Annotated in this window: 23 protein-coding genes and 1 riboswitch; of the genes, 7 read left to right on the top strand and 16 right to left on the bottom strand. The window is 71.7% G+C overall.

Annotated features, from left to right (window positions below):
- Positions 1-33 precede the first annotated feature (33 nt).
- Entirely contained in the window at positions 34-273 is a 240-nt protein-coding gene (locus IE170_RS09280; RefSeq protein ID WP_114057246.1) for a hypothetical protein, read from the bottom strand.
- Positions 274-400: 127 nt separating this feature from the next.
- On the opposite strand from IE170_RS09280, the gene IE170_RS09275 reads away from it, so the two are divergent.
- Both IE170_RS09275 and IE170_RS09270 read left to right on the top strand, forming a co-directional pair.
- The gene (locus IE170_RS09275; protein WP_189808838.1) at positions 401-1123 is read left to right on the top strand and encodes a rhomboid family intramembrane serine protease; all 723 of its coding nucleotides are present in this window, start codon (positions 401-403) and stop codon (positions 1121-1123) included.
- The gene (locus IE170_RS09270; protein WP_189808837.1) at positions 1120-1401 is read left to right on the top strand and encodes an Lrp/AsnC family transcriptional regulator; all 282 of its coding nucleotides are present in this window, start codon (positions 1120-1122) and stop codon (positions 1399-1401) included. Before IE170_RS09275 ends, IE170_RS09270 begins: the two co-directional genes overlap by 4 nt.
- 36 nt (positions 1402-1437) lie before the next feature.
- Here IE170_RS09270 and IE170_RS09265 read toward each other — a convergent pair whose 3' ends face one another.
- From IE170_RS09265 to ctaE, 6 genes are all read right to left on the bottom strand, one after another.
- Entirely contained in the window at positions 1438-2826 is a 1389-nt protein-coding gene (locus tag IE170_RS09265; protein WP_189808836.1) for an aminotransferase class V-fold PLP-dependent enzyme, read from the bottom strand.
- Between the two features lie 231 nt (positions 2827-3057).
- A riboswitch (SAM riboswitch) is annotated at positions 3058-3174 on the bottom strand.
- Between the two features lie 99 nt (positions 3175-3273).
- Positions 3274-4338, bottom strand: coding sequence for an anthranilate phosphoribosyltransferase (gene trpD / locus IE170_RS09260; RefSeq protein ID WP_189808835.1), 1065 nt, complete (start codon positions 4336-4338; stop codon positions 3274-3276).
- A 143-nt stretch (positions 4339-4481) separates the two neighbouring features.
- Positions 4482-6104 (bottom strand): cytochrome bc1 complex cytochrome b subunit, encoded by a 1623-nt coding sequence (qcrB, locus tag IE170_RS09255; protein WP_189808834.1) that lies wholly within the window; start codon positions 6102-6104, stop codon positions 4482-4484.
- Positions 6101-7159 (bottom strand): cytochrome bc1 complex Rieske iron-sulfur subunit, encoded by a 1059-nt coding sequence (gene qcrA, locus IE170_RS09250; RefSeq protein ID WP_189808833.1) that lies wholly within the window; start codon positions 7157-7159, stop codon positions 6101-6103. Before qcrA ends, qcrB begins: the two co-directional genes overlap by 4 nt.
- Positions 7156-7965 carry a cytochrome bc1 complex diheme cytochrome c subunit gene (qcrC, locus tag IE170_RS09245; RefSeq protein ID WP_189808832.1) on the bottom strand — a complete coding sequence of 270 codons (810 nt, stop codon included), beginning with the start codon at positions 7963-7965 and terminating at the stop codon, positions 7156-7158. Before qcrC ends, qcrA begins: the two co-directional genes overlap by 4 nt.
- Before the next feature lie 74 nt (positions 7966-8039).
- Positions 8040-8660 (bottom strand): aa3-type cytochrome oxidase subunit III, encoded by a 621-nt coding sequence (gene ctaE, locus IE170_RS09240; protein WP_125543147.1) that lies wholly within the window; start codon positions 8658-8660, stop codon positions 8040-8042.
- 188 nt (positions 8661-8848) lie between these two features.
- On the opposite strand from ctaE, the gene IE170_RS09235 reads away from it, so the two are divergent.
- Complete coding sequence (locus IE170_RS09235; protein WP_114057254.1) at positions 8849-9250, top strand: hypothetical protein; 402 nt, start codon at positions 8849-8851, stop codon at positions 9248-9250.
- An 82-nt stretch (positions 9251-9332) separates the two neighbouring features.
- On the opposite strand, the gene IE170_RS09230 is transcribed toward IE170_RS09235, so the two are convergent.
- The 4 genes from IE170_RS09230 to ctaC form a co-directional block, all read right to left on the bottom strand.
- Positions 9333-10580 carry a L,D-transpeptidase gene (locus IE170_RS09230; protein WP_189808831.1) on the bottom strand — a complete coding sequence of 416 codons (1248 nt, stop codon included), beginning with the start codon at positions 10578-10580 and terminating at the stop codon, positions 9333-9335.
- 117 nt (positions 10581-10697) lie between these two features.
- Positions 10698-11096 carry a cytochrome c oxidase subunit 4 gene (locus tag IE170_RS09225; protein WP_189808830.1) on the bottom strand — a complete coding sequence of 133 codons (399 nt, stop codon included), beginning with the start codon at positions 11094-11096 and terminating at the stop codon, positions 10698-10700.
- Positions 11093-12817, bottom strand: coding sequence for an aa3-type cytochrome oxidase subunit I (ctaD, locus tag IE170_RS09220; RefSeq protein WP_189808829.1), 1725 nt, complete (start codon positions 12815-12817; stop codon positions 11093-11095). Before ctaD ends, IE170_RS09225 begins: the two co-directional genes overlap by 4 nt.
- Positions 12814-13785, bottom strand: a complete 972-nt coding sequence (gene ctaC, locus IE170_RS09215; RefSeq protein WP_189808828.1) for an aa3-type cytochrome oxidase subunit II — start codon at positions 13783-13785, stop codon at positions 12814-12816. The genes ctaD and ctaC overlap by 4 nt, the downstream gene beginning before the upstream one ends.
- 351 nt (positions 13786-14136) lie before the next feature.
- Here ctaC and IE170_RS09210 point away from each other — a divergent pair, with 351 nt between their 5' ends.
- Entirely contained in the window at positions 14137-15516 is a 1380-nt protein-coding gene (locus IE170_RS09210) for a cysteine desulfurase/sulfurtransferase TusA family protein (RefSeq protein WP_189808827.1), read from the top strand.
- Positions 15517-15562: 46 nt separating this feature from the next.
- Here IE170_RS09210 and IE170_RS09205 read toward each other — a convergent pair whose 3' ends face one another.
- A complete protein-coding gene (locus tag IE170_RS09205; RefSeq protein ID WP_189808826.1) occupies positions 15563-16540 on the bottom strand; it encodes a carbohydrate kinase family protein in 978 nt (325 codons plus the stop codon).
- Positions 16541-16672: 132 nt separating this feature from the next.
- On the opposite strand from IE170_RS09205, the gene IE170_RS09200 reads away from it, so the two are divergent.
- A complete protein-coding gene (locus IE170_RS09200; protein WP_125543154.1) occupies positions 16673-16894 on the top strand; it encodes a hypothetical protein in 222 nt (73 codons plus the stop codon).
- A gap of 77 nt (positions 16895-16971) precedes the next feature.
- Entirely contained in the window at positions 16972-18384 is a 1413-nt protein-coding gene (locus tag IE170_RS09195; protein WP_189808825.1) for a hypothetical protein, read from the top strand.
- An 83-nt stretch (positions 18385-18467) separates the two neighbouring features.
- On the opposite strand, the gene IE170_RS09190 is transcribed toward IE170_RS09195, so the two are convergent.
- Complete coding sequence (locus IE170_RS09190; protein ID WP_114058871.1) at positions 18468-18824, bottom strand: HesB/IscA family protein; 357 nt, start codon at positions 18822-18824, stop codon at positions 18468-18470.
- 308 nt (positions 18825-19132) lie between these two features.
- Here IE170_RS09190 and nadA point away from each other — a divergent pair, with 308 nt between their 5' ends.
- Positions 19133-20320: a quinolinate synthase NadA gene (gene nadA, locus IE170_RS09185; RefSeq protein ID WP_373298961.1), complete on the top strand. Its 1188-nt coding sequence runs from the start codon at positions 19133-19135 to the stop codon at positions 20318-20320.
- A 92-nt stretch (positions 20321-20412) separates the two neighbouring features.
- Here the strand turns inward: nadA and IE170_RS09180 are convergent, their stop codons facing one another.
- From IE170_RS09180 to IE170_RS09170, 3 genes are all read right to left on the bottom strand, one after another.
- Positions 20413-23550: an efflux RND transporter permease subunit gene (locus IE170_RS09180; RefSeq protein ID WP_189808823.1), complete on the bottom strand. Its 3138-nt coding sequence runs from the start codon at positions 23548-23550 to the stop codon at positions 20413-20415.
- Positions 23551-23729: 179 nt separating this feature from the next.
- Positions 23730-24431 (bottom strand): response regulator, encoded by a 702-nt coding sequence (locus IE170_RS09175; RefSeq protein ID WP_229884661.1) that lies wholly within the window; start codon positions 24429-24431, stop codon positions 23730-23732.
- A 46-nt stretch (positions 24432-24477) separates the two neighbouring features.
- Positions 24478-25323 carry an adenosylcobinamide-GDP ribazoletransferase gene (locus IE170_RS09170; RefSeq protein ID WP_189808822.1) on the bottom strand — a complete coding sequence of 282 codons (846 nt, stop codon included), beginning with the start codon at positions 25321-25323 and terminating at the stop codon, positions 24478-24480.
- Between the last annotated feature and the right edge of the window lie 47 nt (positions 25324-25370).

Genomic DNA, 25370 nt, shown 5'->3' with positions numbered 1-25370 from the left:
CCCTACCGTCCATCCCGGCGGGGCGCGGCTCCCTCAGGAGTCCGCGCCCGGCCTGTCCACGAGTTCGATCTGGTCCACCGCGTTGCACCAGCGGCAGCGGACCGACTCGATGGTCTCACTGACCACCTCGCGCTCCTCGACCTTGGGCTCCCCGGCAAGGTCCAGGTGGACGTACTCGACGACCTTCGACGAACGGGTGACGTCGAAGCGCGTCAGGTTGCCGCACAGCGTGCAGCGCCACCGGGTGGTCGCGGTCGGCAGGGGAACCGTCATCAGGCCGCACTCTCCTTCATAGCTCTTTCGATTAAAGCCGCCGTCCGCGCGAATCGGCGGCCATCAGCACGTAACCCTACGGCCTGCCGGTGCGGCGGGGAGGGCCGGTCGGGCCATGCTCGACCGCATGATCGCAAAGTGGCGGGCCGTGCGGGCGGCGGCCGGGGGCCCGGTGGCCACGCACGCCCTGATCGCGGGGTGCTGCGCGGTGTTCCTGCTCGGCCCGGCTTCGGGGCTCAATCCGTCGTACGGCACCGGGGAGCGGCTGCTGGAGGCGGGAACCGCCTACTTCCGGCGGTGGGGCGTCGTCCCGGCCGAGCTCGCGGAGGGCTCGCCGCGGGCGCTGCTGACGCCGCTGACCGCGCTGTTCCTGCACGGCAGCTGGCTGCACCTGCTCGGCAACATGCTGTTCCTGCGCGTCTTCGGCGCGATGGCTGAGGAGCGGATGGGCCGGCCGGCGTTCCTGTGCTTCTACGTGTGCACCGGCTACCTGGCCCTCGCCGGGTACGCGGCCGCCAACGCCTCCTCGGAGCAGACGCTGGTCGGCGCCTCGGGGGCCATCTCCGCGGTCCTGGGGGCGTTCCTGTTCCTCTTCCCGCGGGCCCGGGTGACCAGCCTGTTCCCGTTCCTGTACTTCCTGCCGCTGAGGCTGCCCGCGTGGCTGGTGCTGCTGTTCTGGTTCGCCCTGCAGTGGGTGGCCGCACACCGGGCGGGCAGCGGGCCCGGGGTGGCGTACCTGGCGCACCTGGTGGGCTTCTCGCTGGGCTTCCTCCTCGCGTGGGTGCGCTACGGCAGGGCGGCTAGAGTGAGGCGATCAGCGACGGCCACCGAGGGAGACAGCCAGCCGTGATCACCGCGATCGTGCTCATCAAGACCAGCGTGGACCGCATCCCCGAGATCGCCGAGTCGATCGCCGCGCTGGAGAACGTCAGCGAGGTCTACTCGGTCACCGGGACGTACGACCTGATCGCCCTGGTCCGCGTGGGCCGCCACGACGACCTCGCGGACATCATCCCGGGCCGCATCAGCAAGATCCCCGGCGTCGAGGCGACGGACACGCACGTGGCGTTCCGCACCTACTCCCAGCACGACCTGGAAGCCGCCTTCGCCATCGGCCTGGACGCCTGAGACCCATGCCGCCGGTCCCGCCGCGCGCAGCCGGTGTCAGACCGCCGGGACGCAGCGGCCGGCCTCCGTGCGGTACTGCCACTTCGCCCCGTCGGTGACGAGTTCCCGCACGGCCCGCAGGAAGCGCTCGACGTGTTCGTCGGGGGTGCCCGCGCCGAAGCTGACGCGGATCGCGTTCAGGGACCGCTCGCCCGGCTGCCGCGCCTCGGGGGCGTCGCATGCGCCGGGCTCCTGGGGGGCGCTGCCCAGGAGGGTGCGCACCAGGGGGTGGGCGCAGAAGAGGCCGTCGCGGACGCCGATGCCGTACTCGGCGGACAGCGCGGCGGCGAAGTGGGAGCTGTTCCAGCCCTCCACGACGAACGAGATGACGCCGACGCGCGGGGCGTCGTCCCCGAAGAGGGACAGCACCCGCACCTCGGGGACGGCTGCGAGGCCCTCGCGGATCCGTGCGACGAGCCGGCGCTCGCGGGCGACGAGGGCGTCGAAGCCGGCCTCGGTCAGGGCGCGGCAGGCGGACGCGATCGCGTAGGCGCCGATGACGTTGGGCGAGCCGGCCTCGTGCCGGGCGGCGGTGGTGTGCCATTCGACGTCGACGCCGCCGTCCTCGCGGCGGGCCACGGTGCGTGAGGCGCCGCCGCCGGCCAGGTAGGGGCGGGCCTCCCGGAGCCAGTCGGCCCGGCCGGCCAGGACGCCGGAGCCGAACGGCGCGTACAGCTTGTGCCCGGAGAAGGCGACCCAGTCGACGTCGAGGTCGCGTACGGAGACCGGGTGGTGCGGGGCGAGCTGGGCGGCGTCGAGGACGATCCGGGCGCCGTGGGCGTGCGCGGCGGCCGCGAGCTCCCGGACGGGCCACAGCTCGCCGGTGACGTTGGAGGCGCCGGTGACGCAGACGAGGGCCGGGCCGTGCCGGTCGCGGTCGGCGAGGGCCCGCTCCAGGGTGGCGACGGCCTCGGCGGGGGTGCGGGGCGCGTTCAGGTAGGTGACCTGCTCGTCGCCCCAGGGCAGCAGCGAGGCGTGGTGCTCGGTCTCGAAGACGAAGACGCGGCAGCCGGCGGGGAGGGCGGCGGCGAGGAGGTTCAGGGAGTCGGTGGTGGAGCGGGTGAACACGACCTGGTCGGTGGGGCGGCAGTCGAGGAACGCGGCGACGGCCGCCCGGCTCTGCTCGAAGAGGTCGGTCGACAGCTGGGAGAGGTAGCCGGCGCCGCGGTGCACGCTGCCGTAGTAGGGGGCGTACGCGGCGACGTCGTCCCAGACGCGCTGGAGGGCGGGGGCGCTGGCGGCGTAGTCGAGGGCGGCGTACCCGGTCTCGCCGCCGGTGACGAGCGGGACGGTGACGTCGCGGCCGAGCACGGGCAGCGGCTCGTCACGGGGGGCGCCGCAGGCGGCGGTGGCGGTGGCGGTGGCGGTGTGCAGGGTTGCGGACATGGCGGTATCTCCCGGCTGCAGGGCTGAATGGCTTCGTCGAACCACCCGTACGCGGGTACGGCGCTGCGCCGTCCGGGGTACGGGGAAGGCCTCGGGGGTCGGCCGCGGCGCGTACGCACGGGTACGCGGAGGGGAGCCGGTCCGAGGGGTGAAGAAGGGGCGGTACGCCCTATCGCATTCGCTTGCTCACGGAAAACGCTCCTCGAGAGACCAGGACCCCTGGTGTCGAGGGATCCGCGCTTGCCGCGGACCTCGCTGCCCACGGCCTGGTCATCACCCGGGGCACCCCGCCACGGAAGGAGGGTTGCCGGACAGCAGGCCGGGGCCAAGACGCTGTCACTCGTGACCTGGTCAGCAATCCTGCCACAAGATCGGGCGCGCACAAGGCCCCGGTCCGCCATGCGGACCGGGGCCCGGCCGAAAACGCGCCCGGAGGGGCCGGAACCCTCAGGCGTTGGTGGCGGCCACCCACCGCTCCAGCGCGGCCCGCGCGGCCCCGGAGTCGATGGACTCGGCGGCCCGCTCGATGCCGGCCCGGATCTGCTCCTCCAGGGTGCCCGGGCCCGGCTCCAGGGCGACCAGCGCGGCCGCGGAGTTGAGCAGCACGGCGTCGCGCACGGGGCCGGTCTCGCCGGCCAGCAGCCGCCGGGCGACGTCGGCGTTGTACGAGGCGTCCGCGCCCCGCAGCTCCGCCACGTCCACCAGGCCGATGCCGACGTCGCGAGGGTCGAAGGCCTGCTCCTGCACCCGGCCGTCGCGGACCCACCACACGCGGGAGGTCGCCGTCGTCGTCAGCTCGTCCAGGCCGTCGTCGCCGCGGAAGACCAGCGCCGAGGAGCCCCGCTCGGCGAGGACGCCCGCCACGATGGGCGCCACGCGGGCGTCGGCCACGCCGGTCGCCTGGGCCCGCACCCGCGCCGGGTTGGTGAGCGGGCCGAGGAAGTTGAAGGTGGTTCGGATCCCGAGCTCACGGCGGGCGGCGGCGACGTGCCGCAGCGCCGGGTGGAACTTCACCGCGAAGCAGAAGGTGATCCCGGCCTCCTCGGCGACCTCGACCACCCGGGCGGGGGTCAGGTCCAGGTTGACGCCGAGCTTCTCCAGGACGTCCGAGGCACCGCTCGCGGAGGACGCGGCCCGGTTGCCGTGCTTGACGACCTTCGCGCCGGTGCCGGCGACCACCACCGACGACATCGTCGAGATGTTGACGGTCTTCGCGCCGTCGCCGCCGGTCCCGACGATGTCCACCGTCCGGCCCGGCACCTCGATCAGGTTGGCGTGCGCGTACATGGTCCGCACGAGGCCGTTGATCTCCTCGACGGTCTCCCCCTTGGCCCGCAGGGCCACCATGAAGCCGGCGATCTGGGCGTCGCTGGCCTCGCCCCGCATGATCCGGTCCATGGCCCACGCCGTGTCGTCGGAGTGCAGGTCGCGGCCGGAGAGGAGGGCGTCGAGGACGGCCGGCCAGCCGCGGGCCGCCACGCTGTCGCCGCCTGCCGGGGTCACAACGTTCATGGTCCGCTCCTGGTGGTCCACGGTCGAATGGGAAGGGGATCAGCCTATCCAGCCGCGCGGACGGCAAAGAGCCCCGTCCAGACCCTGGACGGGGCTCTCGCCGTGGCGACGCGGGGGCGATCGGCGATCAGCCCCGCTCGGGATCAGTGGTGGCCGTGGCCGCTCTGGATCTCCTTGTACTCCTCCACCGTGGGCTTCGGAATCTGGTTGCCCTCGCCGTACATGCCCTTGCTGAGCTTGACGCGCAGCTTCTCCATGGCACCGACCTTGCGCTCCACGCCGTTCTCGTCGACCGTCGGGCCGATCTCGGCGGGCGTGTACTGGTGGTGCGAGGTGAGCGTGTGCAGCTTGTCCTGCGACAGCGGCTCGTGGACCTCGACGAACTCACCGTGCGGCAGGCGCTTGATGACGCCGGTCTCGCGACCGTGCAGCACCTTGTCGTTGTCCCGGCGCTGCAGGCCGAGGCAGATCCGCTTGGTGATGATGAAGGCCAGGACCGGGACGGCGAAGAAGCCGATCCGGACGAACCAGGTGATCGCGTTGATCGACAGGTGGAAGTACTGCGCGAACATGTCGTTTCCACCGCCGATGAGCAGGACGATGTACTCCGCGATCCACGCGACGCCGAACGCCGTGCGGGTCGGGGCGTTGCGCGGGCGGTCGAGCAGGTGGTGCTCGCGCTTGTCACCGGTGACCCAGGACTCGATGAACGGCCACACCGCGATCGCGCCGAGGACCAGCGGGAAGAGGATCAGCGGGATGAACACGCCCAGGACGAGCGTGTGGCCCCACAGGTTGATCTCCCAGCCCGGCATGGCGCGGATCAGGCCTTCCGGCATGCCCATGTACCAGTCGGGCTGCGCACCGGTGGACACGTGGTCCGGGCGGTACGGGCCGAGGTTCCAGATCGGGTTGATCGTGGCGATCGCCGCGATGGCCGCGATGACACCGAAGACCAGGAAGAAGAAGCCTCCGGCCTTGGCCATGTAGACCGGCAGCAGCGGCATGCCGACGACGTTGTTGTTCGTCCGGCCGGGGCCGGGGAACTGGGTGTGCTTGTGGTAGAAGACCAGGATCAGGTGGGCCACGAGCAGGCCCATCATGATGCCGGGCAGCAGCAGGATGTGGATCGAGTAGAACCGCGCCACGAAGTCGCTGCCGGGGAACTCGCCGCCGAAGAGGAAGAACGAGATGTACGTGCCGACGACCGGCACGGACAGGATCGCGCCCTCCATGAAGCGGACGCCGGTGCCCGAGAGCAGGTCGTCCGGCAGGGAGTAGCCGGTGAAGCCGGTGAACATGCCGAGGACCAGCAGCAGGAAGCCGAAGACCCAGTTGACCTCGCGCGGCTTGCGGAACGCGCCCGTGAAGAAGACGCGCATCATGTGCACGATCATCGCGGCGACGAAGATCAGCGCGGCCCAGTGGTGGATCTGCCGGATGAGCAGACCGCCGCGGACGTCGAAGCTGATGTCCAGGGTCGAGGCGAAGGCCTCGGACATCATGACGCCCTGCATCGGGACGTACGAGCCGTGGTACTCCACCTCGTTCATGCTCGGGTGGAAGAACAGCGTCAGGTACACACCCGTGAGGATGATGATGATGAAGCTGTAGAGGCAGATCTCACCCAGCATGAAGGACCAGTGGTCCGGGAAGATCTTGCGCATGTTCGCCTTGGCGAGGCTGTAGATGCCCAGGCGGCCGTCCGCCCAGTCGGCCACGCGCTCGCCGGCGGGCGCCTTCCGCTTGTCAGTGGCGGTACTCATCCGCGCTCCCAGAATGCAGGACCGACGGGCTCCTCGAAGTCGCCGAGCGCTTCGAGGAAGCCTTCGCCGTTCACGCCGATCCGCAGCTGCGGAAGCGCGTGGCCGGCGGGGCCGAAGATGACACGCGCGCCGTCGGAGAGGTCGAAGGTGGACTGGTGGCACGGGCAGAGCACGTGGTGCGTCTGCTGCTCGTACAGGCTGATCGGGCAGCCGACGTGGGTGCAGATCTTCGAGTAGGCCACGATGCCGTCGTGGGACCACTCGAGCTCGCGCTTGTCCTTGATGTCGTCCGGCTGGATGCGGACGATCATCACGGCGGCCTTGGCGATCTCCGTCTGGAACTCGTGGGTGCCCTCTTCCAGCCCCTCGGGCTGGACGAAGGTCAGCGAGCCGACCTGGACGTCCTCGGGACGCAGCGGCTCACCCGTGTTCTGGTTGATGAGCAGCTTGCCCTTGGCCCAGACGGTCTTGCGGAGCTTCTCCTCGGGCAGCGGGCCCAGGTCGCGCAGCAGGACCAGGCCGGACAGCGGCACCATGGCCAGCGCGCCCAGCAGGGTGTTGCGGATCAGCGGGCGGCGGCCGATGGCCGACTCCTCGGCACCGGCGGCGAAGTCCGACATGACCTTCGCCTTGACGTCGGCCGGGGCCGCGATCGGGTGGCGGTCGTCGGCGACCTCGACGTCGGACATCAGCGTGCGGGCCCAGTGGACCGCGCCGGCGCCGATGCAGAAGAGGGCGGTGCCCAGGGTCATGCCCAGCGCGAAGTTGAGCGCGCTCACCTTCCCGAGCGGGAAGATGTAGACGATCTTGTCGACCGGGATGATCACGTACGCGGCGATGAAGGCGATGGTGGCCAGCATCGACACCGTGAACAGCATCGCCACGGTGCGCTCGGAGCGCTTCGCGGCGCGGTCGTCGATGTCCTGGATGCGCGGCTTGTGGACCGGCAGGCCGGGGTCGGCGAACGGGTCGTCCGCGACCGCCACACCACCGTGGTGGGCGTCGCCCTGCTCGCTCGGCAGGTGCTTGTCTTCGGGAATCTCTTGGCTACTCATGACTTCTTGGCCTTAGCGGTGTGGGCCGCGACCCAGACGGCGACAGCGATCAGCGCACCCAGACCGAAGATCCAGCCGAACAGGCCTTCCGAGACGGGGCCGAGGCCGCCGAGCTTCAGGCCGCCGGGGTTGACCGACTTCTCGCCGTTCACGTTCTGGAGGTACGCGATGATGTCCTTCTTCTCCTTCTCCGGCATGACGCTGTCCGGGAAGGAGGGCATGTTCTGCGGGCCGGTGAGCATGGCCTCGTAGATGTGCTTCGGCGTGACGTCCTCGAGGTTCGGGGCGTACTTGCCGTTCGTCAGCGCGCCGCCCTCGCCGGTGAAGTTGTGGCACTGCGCGCAGTTGTTGCGGAACAGCTCGCCACCGTTGGCGATGTCGGCACCCGCCGGGTCGTACTGCTTCTTGGTCGGCGTGATCGGGCCGGCGCCGAGGGACGCGATGTACGCGGCCAGCTGGTCGATCTGCGCCTGGGAGTAGACGACCGGCTTCTTCGGCACCTGGGCGCCGGGCTGCTGGGCGGGCATGCGGCCGGTGCTCACCTGGAAGTCGACGGCCGCGGAGCCGACGCCGACCAGGCTGGGGCCGTCAGTGGTTCCCTCGCCACCGGTTCCGTGGCAGCTGGCGCAACCCACGGCGTAGAGCTTCTTGCCCTCCTCGATGGCGAGGGACTGGGCGGTTTCTTCGGCCTGCGCCTTGCCCGCAGGGGCGAAGGCGGCGTACAGCCCCCCAGTGGCCGCCAGCGCGAGGAGTAGAACGACGACCGCCGCCAGCGGATGGCGTCGTCGTGCGGAGAGCTTTTTCACGGATTACCCCGGTGTCAGGATCTTCTGCGTCGGTGTTTCTGGATGGTTGCCGGGCGGGCCCGGCCACGTGTTCGCTACTTGATCAGGTAGATCGTGGCGAAGAGGCCGATCCAGACGACATCGACGAAGTGCCAGTAGTAGGACACGACGATGGCCGAGGTGGCCTGTTCGTGGGTGAACCTCTTGGCCGCGTACGTCCGGCCGAGGACCAGCAGGAAGGCGATGAGACCGCCCGTCACGTGCAGACCGTGGAAGCCGGTGGTCAGGTAGAACACCGAGCCGTACGGACCGGACGAGAGGCTCATGCCCTCGTGCTTGACCAGCTCGGTGTACTCGAACACCTGGCCGCCAATGAAGATCGCACCCATCACGAACGTGACGATGAACCACGTCCGGAGCTTCTTCACGTCACCGCGCTCGGCGGCGAAGACGCCGAGCTGGCAGGTGAGGGAGGAGAGCACCAGGATCGTGGTGTTCGTCGCCGAGAAGGGCAGATTCAGGGCCGAAGCCTGTTCTGACCAGTACTCGGCGCCCGTCACCGATCGCAGGGTGAAGTACATCGCGAAGAGGGCCGCGAAGAACATCAGCTCGGAACTCAACCAGATGATGGTTCCGACGCTGACGAGGTTCGGCCTGTTGACCGTCGGGTGCGCGTGCCCGGTATCTACTGTCGTTGCTGTCGCCACGACCGACATTATGTCGGTCGCTTATCCCGCCCTCACCCCGGGGGGTGCCGTTCGGAGTGTCAGGGCCGTGTGCAAGGCCCGAACGGCCCATCGGGCGGCGGTCGGCGGGCGTGCCGGAAGCGGTGTGGGCGGGGGGCTGCGAGGAGTAGCATCCCGCGCAACATCAACGTGATTCACGGCAACCGTGGAGGAACGAAATGCGGTCGACTGCACGGGTTCTGGTCTACAGCGACGATGCGAACACCCGGCAGCAGGTGCTCCTGGCCTCCGGGCGCAGGCCGGCCGCGGACCTGCCGCCGGTGGAGTTCGTGGAGTGCGCGACGCTGCCCGCGGTCCTGGGCGAGCTGGACGCGGGCGGGATCGACGCCTGCGTGCTGGACGGCGAGGCCGTCCCCGCGGGCGGAATGGGGGTGTGCCGGCAGATCAAGGACGAGGTGTTCCGCTGCCCGCCCGTGCTGCTGCTGATGGGCCGTCCGCAGGACGCCTGGCTGGCCACCTGGAGCCGCGCGGATGCGGCGGTGACCCTTCCGGTCGATCCGGTGGAGTTCGCGGACGCACTGGCGCGCCTGCTGCGCGCCCGGCTGTCGCTGGACGCGTAGCAGCGCGTCCCGGCGGTGCGCGGGGCCCCCGGCGGGGCCCCGCGCACCCGGTCGCGGGTCGTGGGCCGGGCGGGCGGCCGGGTCAGACCTGCGGGCGCAGGCGGGCCTGGTCGGCCGCGGTGCGGCCGTCGCGGGTGCCCGCGAGGAGGGCGCTGCCCTCGCGCCAGTCCTTCCAGTCCATGTTCCAGTCGCCGAAGCCGTTCCCGAAGGTGTCCATGTCCTCGCCGATGCTGTTGACGACCTGGACGATGTCCCCCTCGGTGATGTTCTCGTAGAACCAGGCGGCGTTGCCGGTGCTCATGCCGGTGCAGCCGTGGCTGACGTTCGCGTAGCCGTGGGACCCGACGGACCACGGGGCGGCGTGCACGTATTCACCGCTCCAGGTGACGCGGGTGGCGTAGTAGACGGGCAGGTCGTAGTTCTCGCTGCCGCCGATGCCGACGGTGTCCCCGCGCATGCGGACGTAGTACTGCTTGCCGAGCACGACCTTGACGCCGTTGCGGGTGGAGAAGCCCGGCTTGCCCGTGGTCACCGGAATGGTGTTGATCACTTCTCCGTTGCGCTTGAACGTGAGGTAGTGCGAGGCGGCGTCGGTGATGACCTCGACGCGGTCCCCGATCTCCAGCGTGAGGGGGGTGCTGGCGGCTCCGTGGAGCTCCCCGTCGATCCTGACGCCCTCCAGGTTGCTCCGTACGGAGACGGTGCTGTTGGCGGGCCAGTACTCCTTGGGCCTGAAATGCAGCCGCTTGTCGTCGACCCAGTGCCAGGCGCCCTCGACCCCGGGCGGGGCGTCCACGACCAGGCCCCGTTCGACGACGGCGCGCGCGGCCTTGTCCTTGACGGGCTCGCCGAGGTCGGCGGTGAGGGGCTGCCCGACGCCGTACTTGCCCTTTTCCGGCCCGAATTCGACGCTGAGGAGCTTCTTGGCCGGGGTGGTGTCGAATGTCAGCGTGCGCTGCCCCGGGGCGCCCCGCTCGTCCTCGGTGCGGACGGTGACGGTGTAGCGCACGCCGGCGGCGAGGGGGCCGGTGCTGTGCCAGCGGTCGCCCTTGGCGGTGAGTTCGCCCGCGAGCCGGCGGCCGTGCACGTCCACGGCGGTGACGTCGGTGATGCGGCTGCCGCCCGCCCCCTTGGCGGTGACCTCCAGGGGGCGGTTGTGGTCGACCGGGCGGCCGCCCTGGGCCTGGTTGAAGGCGATCTGCTCGCCCGCGTCGTGCGGGCGGGCTGACAGCGGGTTCTCGTGCGACCCGCATGCGGTGGCGCCGGCACCGAGGGACGCGACCAGCAGGGAGCAGCTGATGACCGCCCAGAGACGCGGTGAGTGCTTCATGGGGCCAACGCTAGGGAAATACGACAATCCCGGCGCGCGGGATGACTGCAAACGAGGGGCCCGGACTCCTCTGTTCGAGGAGTCCGGGCCCCGGTCGTTCAACCGAGCCGGCGACGGCTACTGGTTCTGGTTCTCACCGCGGTAGTACTCGTACACCCAGCCCCACAGGCCGATCAGGATGATCGGGGCCGAGAAGTACATGAGCCACCAGCCGAAGATGACGCCCATGAAGGCGAGCGCACCGCCGATCGCCAGCGAGAGCGGCTGCCAGCTGTGCGGGGAGAAGAACCCCAGCTCGCCCGCCTCGTCGGCGACCTCGGCCTCCAGGTTGTCCTGGGCCATCTCGTCGACGCGCTTGGCCGTGAAGGCCAGGTAGTAGCCGATCATCACGCTCAGGCCGAAGGCCAGGAAGAGCGCGGTGGTCCCCACGGGCTCCTTCGACCACACGCCGTACACGACGGCCATGATCAGAATGAAGGCGGAGAGCCAGAGGAACATCTTGCCCTGGATCTTCACTTGCCGGCCTCCTTGGCACCGGTGACGGCCTTGGCGCCGTGGTCCTCGAGGTGGTCGAGGGCCGCGATCTCCGGGTGGTGGAGGTCGAAGGCCGGCGACTCACTGCGGATGCGCGGCAGGGTGACGAAGTTGTGCCGCGGGGGCGGGCAGGACGTCGCCCACTCGAGCGAACGGCCGTAGCCCCACGGGTCGTCGACCTCGATCTTCTTGCCGTACTTGGCCGTCTTCCAGACGTTGTACATGAACGGCAGCATCGACAGGCCGAGCAGGAACGAGCTGACGGTGGAGATGGTGTTCAGGGCGGTGAAGCCGTCGGCGGCGAGGTAGTCCGCGTAGCGGCGCGGCATGCCCTCGGCACCCAGCCAGTGCTGCACCAGGAACGTGCCGTGGAAGCCCACGAACAGCGTCCAGAAGGTGATCTTGCCGAGGCGCTCGTCCAGCATCTTGCCCGTGAACTTCGGCCACCAGAAGTGGAAGCCGGAGAACATCGCGAAGACCACGGTGCCGAAGATGACGTAGTGGAAGTGCGCGACGACGAAGTACGAGTCGGAGACGTGGAAGTCCAGCGGGGGCGAGGCCAGGATGACGCCGGTCAGACCACCGAAGGTGAAGGTGATCAGGAAGCCGACGGCCCAGAGCATCGGGGTCTCGAAGGACAGCGAGCCCTTCCACATGGTGCCGATCCAGTTGAAGAACTTCACACCGGTCGGTACCGCGATCAGGAAGGTCATGAAGGAGAAGAACGGCAGCAGTACACCGCCGGTGACGTACATGTGGTGGGCCCACACGGTCACGGAGAGGCCGGCGATGGCGATCGTCGCGGCGATGAGGCCGATGTAGCCGAACATCGGCTTCCGCGAGAAGACCGGGATGACCTCGGAGATGATGCCGAAGAACGGCAGGGCGATGATGTACACCTCTGGGTGTCCGAAGAACCAGAAGAGGTGCTGCCACAGCAGTGCGCCGCCGTTGGCCGCGTCGAAGACGTGGCTGCCGAACTTGCGGTCGGACTCCAGCGCGAACAGCGCCGCAGCGAGGACCGGGAAGGCGAGCAGGACCAGGACACCGGTCAGCAGCACGTTCCAGGTGAAGATCGGCATGCGGAACATCGTCATGCCCGGAGCGCGCATGCAGATGATCGTGGTGATGAAGTTGACCGAGCCGAGGATGGTGCCGAAGCCGGAGAAGGCCAGACCCATGATCCACATGTCGGCGCCGATGCCCGGCGAGCGGACCGCGTCGGACAGCGGGGAGTAGGCGAACCAGCCGAAGTCGGCGGCGCCCTGCGGGGTGAGGAAGCCCGCCACCGCGATGGTCGAGCCGAAGAGGTACAGCCAGTACGCGAACATGTTCAGCCGCGGGAACGCCACGTCGGGCGCGCCGATCTGCAGCGGCATGATCCAGTTCGCGAAGCCGGCGAACAGCGGCGTGGCGAACATCAGCAGCATGATCGTGCCATGCATGGTGAACGCCTGGTTGAACTGCTCGTTCGACATGATCTGCGTGCCCGGACGGGCCAGCTCGGCGCGCATGAAGAGCGCCATCACGCCGCCGATCAGGAAGAACACGAACGACGTGACCAGGTAGAGCGTACCGATGGTCTTGTGGTCGGTCGTGGTCAGCCATTTGACCACCACGCTGCCAGGCTGCTTGCGCCGTACCGGCAGCTCGTTCTCGTACGAGTCTGCGGCGGCACCCTGGGATTCGTTGAGGATGCTCACAGTGTGTTCGTCTCCGCGTTCCGGGCCGGGTCAGTCTGCTTGATGCCGGCCGGCAGGAAGCCGGTCTGCCCCTTCTCGGCCAGTTCCTTCAGGTGCGCCCGGTACTCCTCGGGCGAGACGACCTTGACGTTGAAGAGCATCCGGGAGTGGTCGACACCGCACAGCTCGGCGCACTTGCCCATGAAGACGCCCTCCTGCGAAGGCGTGACCTCGAAGACGTTGGTGTGGCCCGGGATGACGTCCTGCTTGAAGAGGAACGGCACCACCCAGAAGGAGTGGATGACGTCGTTCGACGACAGGATGAAGCGGACCTTCTCGCCCTTGGGCAGGTAGAGGGTCGGGCCGGGGTTGCCGGTCTCCGGGTTCCGGTCGCCCGGGATGCCCTTCTCGTAGACGCCTTCGGCGCCCGCCGGGAAGGCCTTGGTGTAGCGGTCCGGAATGCTGGCGAGCTCCTTGGGAACCGCGCCGGCCTTCGGGGTGGCCGCGTCGCCGTCGACGTTCTCGACGTAGTTGAAGCCCCAGCTCCACTGGAAGCCGACCACGTTGATGGTGTGCGCCGGCTTCGAGAGGGCGAGGAGCTTGGACTCGTCACGCGCGGTGAAGTAGAACAGCACCGAGACGATGATGAGCGGGACCACGGTGTACAGCGCCTCGATGGGCATGTTGTACCGGGTCTGCGGGGGGACCTCCACCTTCGTCCGGCTGCGCCGGTGGAAGATGACGCTCCACAGGATCAGGCCCCAGACCAGGATGCCGGTGACCAGAGCGGCCGCCCAGGACCCCTGCCACAGGGACAGGATGCGAGGCGCCTCCTCCGTGACCGGGTAGGGCATCCCGAGGCGGGGGAAGTCTTTCCATGTGTACGAGCAACCAGTGGCGGTCGCCAGGACCACGCCCGCAGTCAGCGCCTGCAGCAGCTTCCGCCGCATCGGGCGCCGCGGCGAGCGGTCGGAGCCGTAGGGACTCACGTAGCGCCTTCCCGAGAGTCTCGGCCCGCGCGGCCGGCCGCGGCCGTGTTCGGGTCGGTCGCCGGCCCTGACGCAGGCAGGGGTTTGGATGTTTATGCGGACCAAACCCTACTGGACGCTATTTGGGGTCGCGCGGGGAGGGTGCCCAACGCGCCGCTACTGCCCCCGAAGGGATGGATCCGCCGTACGGGGGACGGGCCGGCACCGGCTGAACGGCCGTGTGGGGGCGGCTTCTGACGGGCCCTGCCCTCGGGCTCCGCGGTCCGGCCGGGGGCGGCCTGCGGCCGGACCGGACGGCGCCGCGCACCGGGTCGGCGCGGCGCCCGCGGACCCCTGCCTTACGGTGACGGGATGCCGTACTTCGACACCGCGTCCACCGCACCGCTGCACCCCGTGGCCCGGCAGGCGCTGGCGGCCGCCCTCGACGAGGGCTGGGCGGACCCCGCCCGGCTGTACCGGGAGGGCCGGCGCGCGGCGCTCCTGCTGGACGCGGCGCGCGAGGCGGCGGCGGAGGCCGTCGGCTGCCGCGCCGACGAGCTCGTGTTCACCCCTTCGGGGACACAGGCGGTCCACTCCGGCATCGCGGGCGCACTGGCCGGGCGCCGGCGCACCGGCCGGCACCTGGTGGTGTCCGCGGTCGAGCACAGTTCGGTGCTCCACGCGGCCGACGTGCACGCCGCCGCGGGCGGCTCGGTGGCGCAGGTGCCGGTCGACCGCACGGGCGCCGTGACCGCCGGGGGGTACGCGGACGCGCTGACCGCGTCGACCGCGCTGGCCTGCCTGCAGTCCGCCAACCACGAGGTGGGCACGGTCCAGCCGGTGGCCGAGGTGGCGGACGTGTGCGCGGAGGCGGGGGTGCCGCTGCTGGTGGACGCCGCGCAGTCGCTGGCGTGGGGGCCGGTGGAGGGCGCCTGGTCGGTGCTCGCGGCGAGCGCCCACAAGTGGGGCGGCCCGCCCGGCGTCGGACTGCTGGCGGTCCGCAAAGGTGTCCGGTTCTCGCCCCAGCACCCGGCGGACGAGCGGGAGTCCGGCCGCTCCCCCGGCTTCGTGAACCTCCCGGCCGCCGTCGCGGCAGCGGCCTCGCTGCGGGCGGTGCGCGCCGAGGCGGAGGCGGAGGCGGCCCGGCTGCGGGTCCTGGTGGACCGGATCCGGCGGCGCGTGGCCCGGCTCGTCCCGGACGTCGAGGTGGTCGGCCACCCGGACCGGCGGCTGCCGCACCTGGTGACGTTCTCCTGCCTGTACGTCGACGGGGAGACCCTGCTGCACGAGCTGGACAAGGCGGGCTATTCGGTCTCCTCCGGCTCGTCCTGCACCAGCTCCACCCTGACGCCGAGTCACGTGCTGCGCGCGATGGGGGTGCTGTCGGAGGGGAACGTGCGGGTCTCCCTGCCGCCGGGGACGACGGCGGAGGACGTCAACGGCTTCCTGGAGGTGCTGCCCGGCGCGGTGGCGCGGGTCCGGGCCGCCCTCGGGTCGCCGGAGGCGGAGCCCGTGGAGCCGGTGGCGGACTCCGTGGAGGTCGACGCGCTGGGGCTGCGCTGCCCGCAGCCGGTGATCGAGTTGGCCCGGGCGGTCCGCACGGTCCCGGTCGGCGGGACGGTCACCGTGGTGTCGGACGACGAGGTGGCCCGGCTGGACGTCCCGGCGTGGTGCTCGCTGCGCGGCCACGACTACCTGGGCGAGGAGCCGCGGCCGCAGGGGACGGCGTACACGGTGCGCCGCCGCACCTGAGCCGGGCCGGCGCCCGCGGGGGCGCCGGCCGGCCCGGGTGCCCGGATCAGACGGCCAGGTGGGCGCGGACCTCGGCCGCGGCGTCGTCGCCGTACGCCTTGGTGAAGCGCTCCATGAAGTGGGCGCGCGCCAGGGTGTACTCCTGGGTCCCGAGCGTCTCGATCACGAGGGTGGCGAGCATGCATCCGACCTGTGCGGCGCGCTCCAGGCCGACGCCCCAGCCGAGGCCGGCGAGGAAGCCGGCGCGGAAGGCGTCGCCGACGCCGGTCGGGTCGACCTTCGCGGTCTCCTCGGGGCAGCCGACGGTGATGGTCTCCTCGCCGGCCCGCTCGATGCGGACGCCGCGGGAGCCGAGGGTGGTGACGCGGGTGCCGACCTTGCCGAGGATCTCCTCGTCGCTCCAGCCGGACTTCGTCTCGATGAGGCCCTTCTCGTACTCGTTCGAGAAGAGGTACGTCGCGCCCTCCATGAGGGTGCGGATGTTCTCGCCGTCCATGCGGGCGATCTGCTGGGAGAAGTCCGCGGCGAAGGGGATCCCGCGGCTGCGGCACTCCTCGGTGTGGCGGAGCATCGCCTCGGGGTCGTCCGCGCCGATGAGGACCAGGTCGAGGCCGCCCACGCGGTCGGCGACGGCCTTGAGCTCGATCAGGCGGGCCTCGCTCATCGCGCCCGTGTAGAAGGAGCCGATCTGGTTGTGGTCGGCGTCGGTGGTGCAGACGAAACGCGCGGTGTGCAGGACCTCGGAGATGCGCACCGAGGAGGTGTCGACGCCGTGCCGGTCGAGCCAGGCGCGGTACTCGTCGAAGTCGGAGCCGGCCGCGCCTACGAGGACCGGGCGCAGGCCCAGCTGGCCCATGCCGAAGCAGATGTTCGGGCCGACACCGCCCCGCCGGACGTCGAGGTTGTCGACGAGGAAGGAGAGGGAGACCGTGTGCAGCTGGTCCGCGACCAGCTGGTCGGCGAAGCGGCCGGGAAAGGTCATGAGGTGGTCGGTGGCGATGGAGCCGGTGACTGCGATGCGCACGGCGTGGATGCTCCTGCGGTAAGGCGAGCGTTGACAGTCAACGCTACCCCGTCGCGGACCGGCCGCCGACCCCACGAAACTACCCCGTAGTAGGCCTTTCTCCGCGCGGCGGTGCGAGCCTACGGTGCCCCCATGACCTACACCGATGGATTCGGCTACGGAGAGTACGCGGTCGACACGCGGCCCGGTTTCGCGCGACTGCTCGGCGACTGCGCCAGGATGGCCCCGCACTGGGCGGTCCCGGCGGACCCCCGGCCGGACAGGGTGGCGCCGTCCCAGATCCACGGGGTGGACGTCCCGCCGGCCTCGGCCCGCCTGATCGCCTCCACGGCGCAGTACGGCGACGGCGAGTAGGGGTTCGACGGAACCGGTTTCGCGTCTGTTCCGTCACACCCGCATCAGCCACGGCGATACGGGCGAAGGAGCAAGCGGTGACGAGCGAACAACCCGAGACATCACGCGGCACACGGCGGCGGCCGGCCTGGGCCATCGGCTCCATCGCCGCGGCCGTGCTGCTCGCGGGCGGCGGGACGGCCTACTGGGCGTCGGCCGCGCAGGGCGGCGGCCGTGACGGCGGCGGGTCCGCGGCGTCGGCGCCGCGGGTGGCGCCGAGCCCCTCGGGGCCGGGCATCGCCCCGGGCGAGCCGGACCCCCGGGGCGGCGGTGTCACCTACCGGGCCTCCGGGAAGCTGCCGGAGGCGCCGGCGGCCGCGCCGTCGTACGCGGCGTCCGGGGAGGTCTCGGCCGAGGAGGCGGGCCGGCTCGCGGCGGCCTTCGGCCTGAAGGGCGAGCCGCGGCGCGTCGGCGACACCTGGCGGGCCGGAGAGGGCGCGGACGGCTCCGGGCCGCGGCTGACGGTGACCCGGACGGCGCCCGGAACGTGGAGCTTCTCCCGCTTCCACGGCGGGGGCGGCACGGGGGACGACTGCGAGCGCGGCAAGGACACCTGCGGCCCGGCCAGGCTCCCCGAGGGCGGGGCGGGCTCCGGCAAGCCGGTGTCGGAGGAGGCGGCGAAGGCGGCCGCGGCCCCGGTGCTGGCTGCGGCCGGGCAGTCCGGCGCGGCGCTGGACGCCCGCCTGGTGCAGGGATCGGTCCGCGTGGTGGCCGCCGACCCGGTGGTCGACGGGCGGCCCACGAAGGGCTGGACGACGCAGGTCAGCGTCGGCCCGGACGGCCAGGTGGTGGCCGGCAGCGGCGAGCTGAAGGCCCCGGTGCGCGCCGGCGAGCAGCGGGTGGTCGGGGCGGCGGAGGCGCTGGCCCGGCTGAACCGCTCCTCGGGCGGCCCGGACAGGACGGGGCCGAGCGGCTGCGCCTCGGCGGTGCCGCTGACGGCGGACGACCCGGTGGGCCCGGGCGAGACGCCGCCGTGCGACCCGGAGCCGCGGCCGATGAAGCCGCCGCGGACGGAGACGGTGACGGGCGCGGTGCTGGGACTGGCCGCGGGGACGGTGAACGGGGCGCGCGGGCTGGTGCCGGCATGGCACTTCCAGGTGGCCGGAAAGGACGGTGCGCCCGCGCACTCGGTGGTGCAGCCGGCTGCTGAGGGCGGCCAGGCCGCGCCCGCGCCGTCGGGGGCGCGCACGGTGCCGGGGTTCTCGTACGCCGAGGCCGACCGGAAGCTGACGGTGAACTTCTGGGGCGGCGTGTGCAGCACCTACGCGCTGGAGGCGCGGGAGGAGGCCGGTTCGGTGACGGTGCGGATCACGGACACCCCGACGGATCCGGGCCGGGCCTGCATCATGATCGCGCAGGAGATGAGCGTGTCGGCGACGCTGGAGCAGCCGCTGGGCACGCGCGCGGTGGTGGACGCGACCTCGGGGAAGCCGCTCCCCCGCCAGGGGTAGTCCCGGCGCGGGCACACGGAGAGGCCCCCGGCACCGTCTCGGTGCCGGGGGCCTCTCCGCTGCTTCCGCTGGCCCTGCAGGGCTTAGCTGAAGGAGTCGCCGCAGGCGCAGGAGCCGGTGGCGTTGGGGTTGTCGATCGTGAAGCCCTGCTTCTCGATGGTGTCGACGAAGTCGATGGAGGCGCCCTGGAGGTAGGGGGAGCTCATCCGGTCCGTGACGACCTTCACGCCGCCGAAGTCCTTGACGACGTCGCCGTCGAGGGAGCGCTCGTCGAAGAAGAGCTGGTAGCGCAGGCCGGAGCAGCCGCCGGGCTGGACGGCGACGCGGAGCGCCAGGTCATCGCGGCCCTCCTGCTCCAGCAGGGTCCTGACCTTCTCGGCGGCGGCGTCGGACAGGAGGATGCCGTCGCTCACAGTGGTCTTGTCGTCCTGTACGGACATCTGCATTCACTCCCGAAGTGGGCGGCTCCCCGCCGGCAGGCAGGGAAACGTCGGACTCTTGCCGTCGGTGGCAACGAGCGGGGGTGCGGATTCATTCCGGACCCGACGCGTGTTCCAGACATTCATGCTCGCACACCGGCGCGGAGCGGTGGACCGGACGCGGGGAGGGGTTCGCCACCGGGCGAATGCGTCACATCGACACTATCGGCATCGTCAAAGTGACGTGAACCGGCTATCATAGATAGCGTCAAATAGACGAAAAGTCGAAGCAGACGCTTCCAGAAGTCCCTTGTCGCAGAACAGAAAGGGTGCGTGTCGTGACCACCGCCCAGCCCTTGGACGTCCAGCCGACGCCCCTTGCCCTGCTGCTGCTCGGCCGCGAAGCCGACCCCAAGAGCGAGCGCGGCGTGGAGTGCCCCGGCGACCTGCCCTCGCCGTCGGACCCCGACCTGGTGGCGCGCGCCCGCGCCGCCAAGGAGAAGCTCGGCGACAAGGTCTTCATCCTCGGGCACCACTACCAGCGGGACGAGGTCATCGAGTTCGCCGACGTCACCGGCGACTCCTTCAAGCTGGCCCGCGACGCGGCCGCCCGGCCCGAGGCCGAGTACATCGTCTTCTGCGGCGTCCACTTCATGGCCGAGTCCGCGGACATCCTGACCGGCGACGACCAGAAGGTCGTCCTGCCGGACCTGGCCGCCGGGTGCTCGATGGCCGACATGGCCACCGCCGAGCAGGTCGCGGAGTGCTGGGACGCGCTGACCGAGGCCGGCATCGCCGACGTGACGGTCCCCGTCTCGTACATGAACTCCTCCGCCGACATCAAGGCCTTCACCGGCAAGCACGGCGGCACCATCTGCACCTCGTCCAACGCGAAGAAGGCCCTGGACTGGGCGTTCGAGCAGGGCGAGAAGGTGCTCTTCCTGCCGGACCAGCACCTGGGCCGCAACACCGCCGTCCGCGACATGGGCATGTCCCTGGACGACTGCGTGGTCTACAACCCGCACAAGCCGAACGGCGGCCTGACCGCCGAGCAGCTGCGCGGCGCGAAGATGATCCTCTGGCGCGGCCACTGCTCCGTGCACGGCCGCTTCTCGCTGGACTCCGTCAACGACGTCCGCCAGCGCATCCCGGGTGTGAACGTGCTGGTCCACCCCGAGTGCAAGCACGAGGTCGTGGCGGCGGCGGACTACGTCGGCTCGACGGAGTACATCATCAAGACGCTGGAGGCGGCCCCCGCCGGCTCGAAGTGGGCCATCGGCACCGAGCTGAACCTCGTCAAGCGCCTGGCGAACCGTTTCGCCCCGGAGGGCAAGGAAGTCGTCTTCCTCGACCGGACGGTCTGCTTCTGCTCGACGATGAACCGCATCGACCTGCCGCACCTGGTCTGGGCGCTGGAGTCCCTCGCCGAGGGCACCCTCGTCAACCGGATCCAGGTCGACAAGGAGACCGAGAGCTTCGCCAAGCTCGCCCTGGAGCGGATGCTCGCGCTGCCGTAGCACGTCCCGCCCCGCGCGCCGGAAGCACCGAAAGGGCCGCTCCCTCCCCCACCGGGGAGGGAGCGGCCCTTCCGCTTACGGGTCCGTGCCGGTCAGACCCCTGCCGGGGCGTGCTCGCCGGCCTCGGTGCCCTGCGGCGCCGGGACGGCCTTCAGGCGCGTGCGGCGCTTGGTGCGGCGGCGCTCCCTGCGCAGCTCGACCATGGTGTAGAGGGTCGGGACGAGGAGCAGCGTCAGCACGGTCGAGGAGACCAGGCCGCCGATCACCACGACGGCGAGGGGCTGCGAGATGAACCCGCCCTCGCCGGTCACGCCGAGCGCCATCGGCAGCAGCGCGAAGACGGTGGCGAGCGCCGTCATGAGGATCGGGCGCAGGCGGTGCCGGCCGCCCTCGACGACGGCCTCGACGACGCCGAGGCCCTGGGCGCGGTACTGGTTGACCAGGTCGATCAGGACGATCGCGTTGGTGACGACGATGCCGATGAGCATCAGCATGCCGATCATGGCGGGGACGCCCAGCGGGGTGCCGGTGACGAGGAGCAGGCCGAGCGCGCCGGTCGCCGCGAACGGGATCGAGACGAGCAGGATCAGCGGCTGCACCAGCGACCGGAACGTGGCCACGAGCAGCATGAACACGATCGCGATGGCGGCGAGCATGGCCAGGCCGAGCTGGCCGAAGGCCTCGCTCTGGTCCTCGGAGACGCCGCCGATGGAGGCGGTGGCGCCCTCGGGGAGCTTCAGCGCGGCGATCCTGGTCTGGAGTTCGGCGCCGATCGCGCCGGTGTTGTCGCCGACCGGCTTGCCGGTGACGGTCGCGGCGCGCGCCCCGTCGATCCGGGTCATCGAGACCGGTCCGGGCACCTCCTTGACCTCGGCGACGTCGCCGAGGCGGACGCCCGGGCCGACGGGCAGCGCCTGGAGCCCGGCCAGGGTGGTCGCGGGCTGCGCCGACTTGATGACGATGTCCCGCTCGGTGCCGTCGAGGACGGCCTTGCCCGCCGGGGTGCCCCGCACGGCCTGGGCGACGACCGCGCCCAGCGCGGCCTGGTTCAGGCCGGCCTCGGCGGCCTTCGGGGTGGCGGTCACGGAGATCCGCGGCACGGACTGGGAGAGGTCGCTCTGGACGTCGGTGACGTCGTCGAGGCCCGCCATCTCGGCCCGGACCTGCTCGGCGGCCTGCGCCAGGACGGCGGCGTCGCCGGCCTTCACGACCACGCTGAGGTTCTGGCTGCCGAAGCCGCCGCCCGCGGAGATGCTCGTGTCGCCGATGCCGTCGAGCTTCGCGAGGGCGTCCTCGATCCGCTTCTTGACGTCCTCGCTCTCGCCGGCGTCGTCCAGGACGACCTGGAAGGTGGCCTGGTTGGAGCCGGTGCCGCCGCCGAAGGCGGCCAGGAATCCGGAGGAGCCGACGGTGACCTGGTGGTCCTTGACGCCCTCGACGCCGTCGAGGGCCTTCTCCACCCGGCGGCTCGCCTCGTCGGAGGCGGCCAGGGAGGTGCCGGCGGGCAGCTGCTGCTTGACGGTCAGGACGGCCTGGTCGCCCTGGTCGAAGAAGTTCGTCTTCAGCAGCGGGGTCATGCCGAGGGTCGCGACGAAGATGACGGCGGCCAGCACGAGGGTCGTCGCCCGGCGCCGGGTGACCAGGCCCAGGGCGCGGACGTATCCGCGCTGGAGGCGGCTGTTCGCCTCCTTCTCCTCCGCCTCGCGGCGGGCGCGCTCGGCGCTCGCGGCGTCCCCGGCGCTCACGCCCTTCGGCGCGCGCAGGAACCAGTACGACAGCACGGGCACGACCGTCAGCGACACCAGCAGCGAGGCCAGCAGGGCCGCGGCGACGGTGAGCGAGAAGGGGCCGAAGAACTCGCCGACCATGCCGCCGACGAGGCCGATCGGCACGAAGACGGCGACGGTGGTGAGCGTGGAGGAGGTGACCGCTCCGGCGACCTCCTTGACGGCGGTGAGGATGGCGGCCTCGCGCTCCTCGCCGTAGCCGAGGTGGCGCTTGATGTTCTCCAGGACGACGATCGAGTCGTCGACGACGCGGCCGATCGCGATGGTCAGGGCGCCGAGGGTGAGCATGTTCAGCGACAGGTCGCGGGTCCACAGCACGATCAGCGCGAGGACGACGGACAGCGGGATGGAGACCGCGGTGACGAGCGTCGAGCGCAGCGAGGCGAGGAAGACCAGGATCACCACGACGGCGAAGAGCAGGCCGAGCAGGCCTTCGGTGGTGAGGCTGGAGATGGACTGGGCGACCGGCGGGCCCTGGTCGGCGACGACGGTCAGCTCGGCGCCGGAGCCGAGGGAGGCGCGCAGCCCGGGCAGCTTCTCCTCGACGGCCTCGGAGATGGCGACGGCGCTGCCGTCCTTGTCCATGGTCAGCACCAGGGCGAGGCTGGGCTTGCCGTTGGTGCGGGTGAGGGAGACGGGCTTGGCGGGCTCCTGCCGGACGGCGGCGACGTCGCCGAGGCGGACGGCCGGCTTGCCGGGGCCGGCGGTCAGGCGGAGCTCCTCCAGCTGGGCGAGGGAGGTGTGGCCGTTGCCGACGCGGACGGTCCGGTTCTTGCCCTGCTCGTCGAAGGAGCCGGCGGGCACGGTCGCGCCGCCCGCCTGCAGCCCCTGCGCGAGGGCGGCGCCGTCGAGGCCGGCCGCGGCGAGGCGCGCCGGGTCGGGGGTGACGGTGACCTGGAGCTCCTGGGCGCCGTCGACGGTGACCTGGCCGACGCCCTTGATGTCCTCCAGGACGGGGACGACGGTGCGGCCGAGCTGGTCGGCGAGGGCCTGCTGGTCCTTGTCGGAGGTGACGGCGAGGACGACGGTCGGGATGTCGTCGGTGGAGCCGGCGACGACCTGCGGGTCGACCTCGGAGGGGAGCCGGACGCGGGCCCGGTTCACGGCCTGCTGGACGTCGGCGACGAGCTGCTTGGTGCCGGCGTCGCCGTAGTCGAAGGTGGCCGTGATGAGGGCGTTGCCCTCGCTGGCGGTGGAGGTGATGCCGGTGATGCCGTCGACGCCCTTGAGGGTGGCCTCGATCGGCTCGACGACCTGCTTCTCGACGACGTCCGGGGAGGCGCCCTGGTAGGGGGCGAGGACGGACACCATCGGCAGTTCGATGGAGGGCAGCAGCTGCTGCTTGAGCTGGGGAACGGCTATGGCGCCGAAGAGCAGCGCCGTGAGCGACACGAGGCCGATCAGCGCTCTCTGGGACAGGCTGAAGCGGGACAGCCAGGACATGGGCGTCGGTATCTCTCTGCAGTCGGTCGGAGCGAGGCCGCACGGGCGTGCGCTGCCCCCCAGCCTGCCGCCGCCGGGGCGCTTCCGCGTCGCCCCTGGGTCCTGCCTTTATGCCGCGCATACCGCGCCTGTAGTACGCGCCCCCTACTGCGGACGGCGGCCCGGCGGCAGCCGCCCCGCTACTCGCTGCGGGGCCGGACCAGTCCCGACTCGTAGGCGACGACGACCAGCTGTGCGCGGTCGCGGGCGCCCAGCTTGGCCATGGCACGGTTGACGTGCGTCTTGACGGTGAGCGGGCTGACCTGGAGGCGTCCGGCGATCCCGTCGTTGGACAGGCCCGCCGCGACGTGGACGAGGACCTCCCGCTCGCGGACGGTCAGTGCGGCGAGCCGCTCGGCGTGCCCCCCGGCCGGGGCGGCGGGGTCCGCTCCGCCGCCCTGCGCGAGGAAGGTGGCGATGAGCCCCTTGGTGGCGGCCGGGGAGAGCAGCGCCTCGCCCGCGGCGGCGACGCGGATGGCGTTGAGGAGCTCGTCCGGTTCGGCGCCCTTGCCGAGGAAGCCGGAGGCCCCGGCCCGCAGGGCCGCGGCCACGTACTCGTCGACCTCGAAGGTGGTGAGCATGACGACGCGGACGGCGGCGAGCTCCGGGTCCGCGCTGATCATGCGGGTGGCGGCGAGGCCGTCGGTGCCGGGCATGCGGATGTCCATCAGCACGACGTCGGGCCGGGTCTCGCGGGCCCGCTCGTAGGCCTGGGCGCCGTCGCCGGCCTCGCCGACGACCTCCATGTCCGGTTCGGAGTCGACGAGCACGCGGAACGCGCTGCGCAGCAGGGCCTGGTCGTCGGCGAGCAGCACCTTGATGGGTGTCGGCGTCTCTTCCACGGCCCGACCCTACGTGCCCGTACGCGCCCGGGGGCGGCCGGGGAGGTCAGCCGAGGGCGAGGACGACCAGCGCGGTCGTCGCGGCGGTCTCGGCGACGGCGCCGAAGACGTCACCGGTGACGCCGCCGAAGCGCCGCACGCACCGGCGCAGCAGCAGTTCCGCGACGGCCAGGGCGGCGGCCACGGCGGCCGCGGCCCGGACGGCGGCGAGGGCCCCGCCCGGGGCGGCCGCCGCCGCGGCGAGGACGGCGACCGCGGCGGCGGCCAGGACCGCGGTGTGCCGCGGCACGACCCCGGCGACGGCGGCCCCGAGCCCCTCGGGGCGCGCGGCCGGGATCCCGGCGCGGGAGGCCAGCGTCATGGCGAGGCGGGCGGCGGTGCCGGCGGTGGCGGCGGCGAGGGCCCCGCGGGCCCAGCCTTCCGCGAAGGCGTCGGCGAGGGCCCCGGCCTGGAGGAGCAGGAGCAGCAGCAGTACGACCACCCCGAACGGGCCGATGTCGGACCGCTTCATGATGCGGAGCGCCTCGGCGGCCGGTTTGGCGCTGCCCAGGCCGTCGGCGGTGTCGGCGAGGCCGTCGAGGTGCAGGCCGCGGGTCAGGGCGGCGGGGACGGTGACGGCCGCGGCCGCGGCGAGGAGCGGCCCGCCGCCCAGCAGGGCCAGGGCCGTCCCCGCGGCGGCGGCGGCCGCGCCGACGACGAGCCCGGCGAGCGGCGCGCAGGCCATGCCGGTGCGGGCCGCGGGCCGGTCCCAGCGGGTGATGCGGACGGGCAGCACGGTCAGCGTGCCGAAAGCGAAGCGGAGCCCGTCGCCGAGCGCGGCGCGCTCCTGCGGGGGTGCGGGACGCGGCGGCGGGGGCGGGTCGCCGGCGGGTTCTGTCGTGGGATCGGTCATCGGCGGGAACGCTACCCGCTGCCCGCGGCGGCGAGTTGCCCGAGGGG

It is taken from the genome of Streptomyces toxytricini, assembly GCF_014649915.1.
GTDB classification, from domain to species: Bacteria; Actinomycetota; Actinomycetes; order Streptomycetales; family Streptomycetaceae; genus Streptomyces; species Streptomyces toxytricini.
This window is presented reverse-complemented; position numbering and strand designations above follow the sequence as displayed.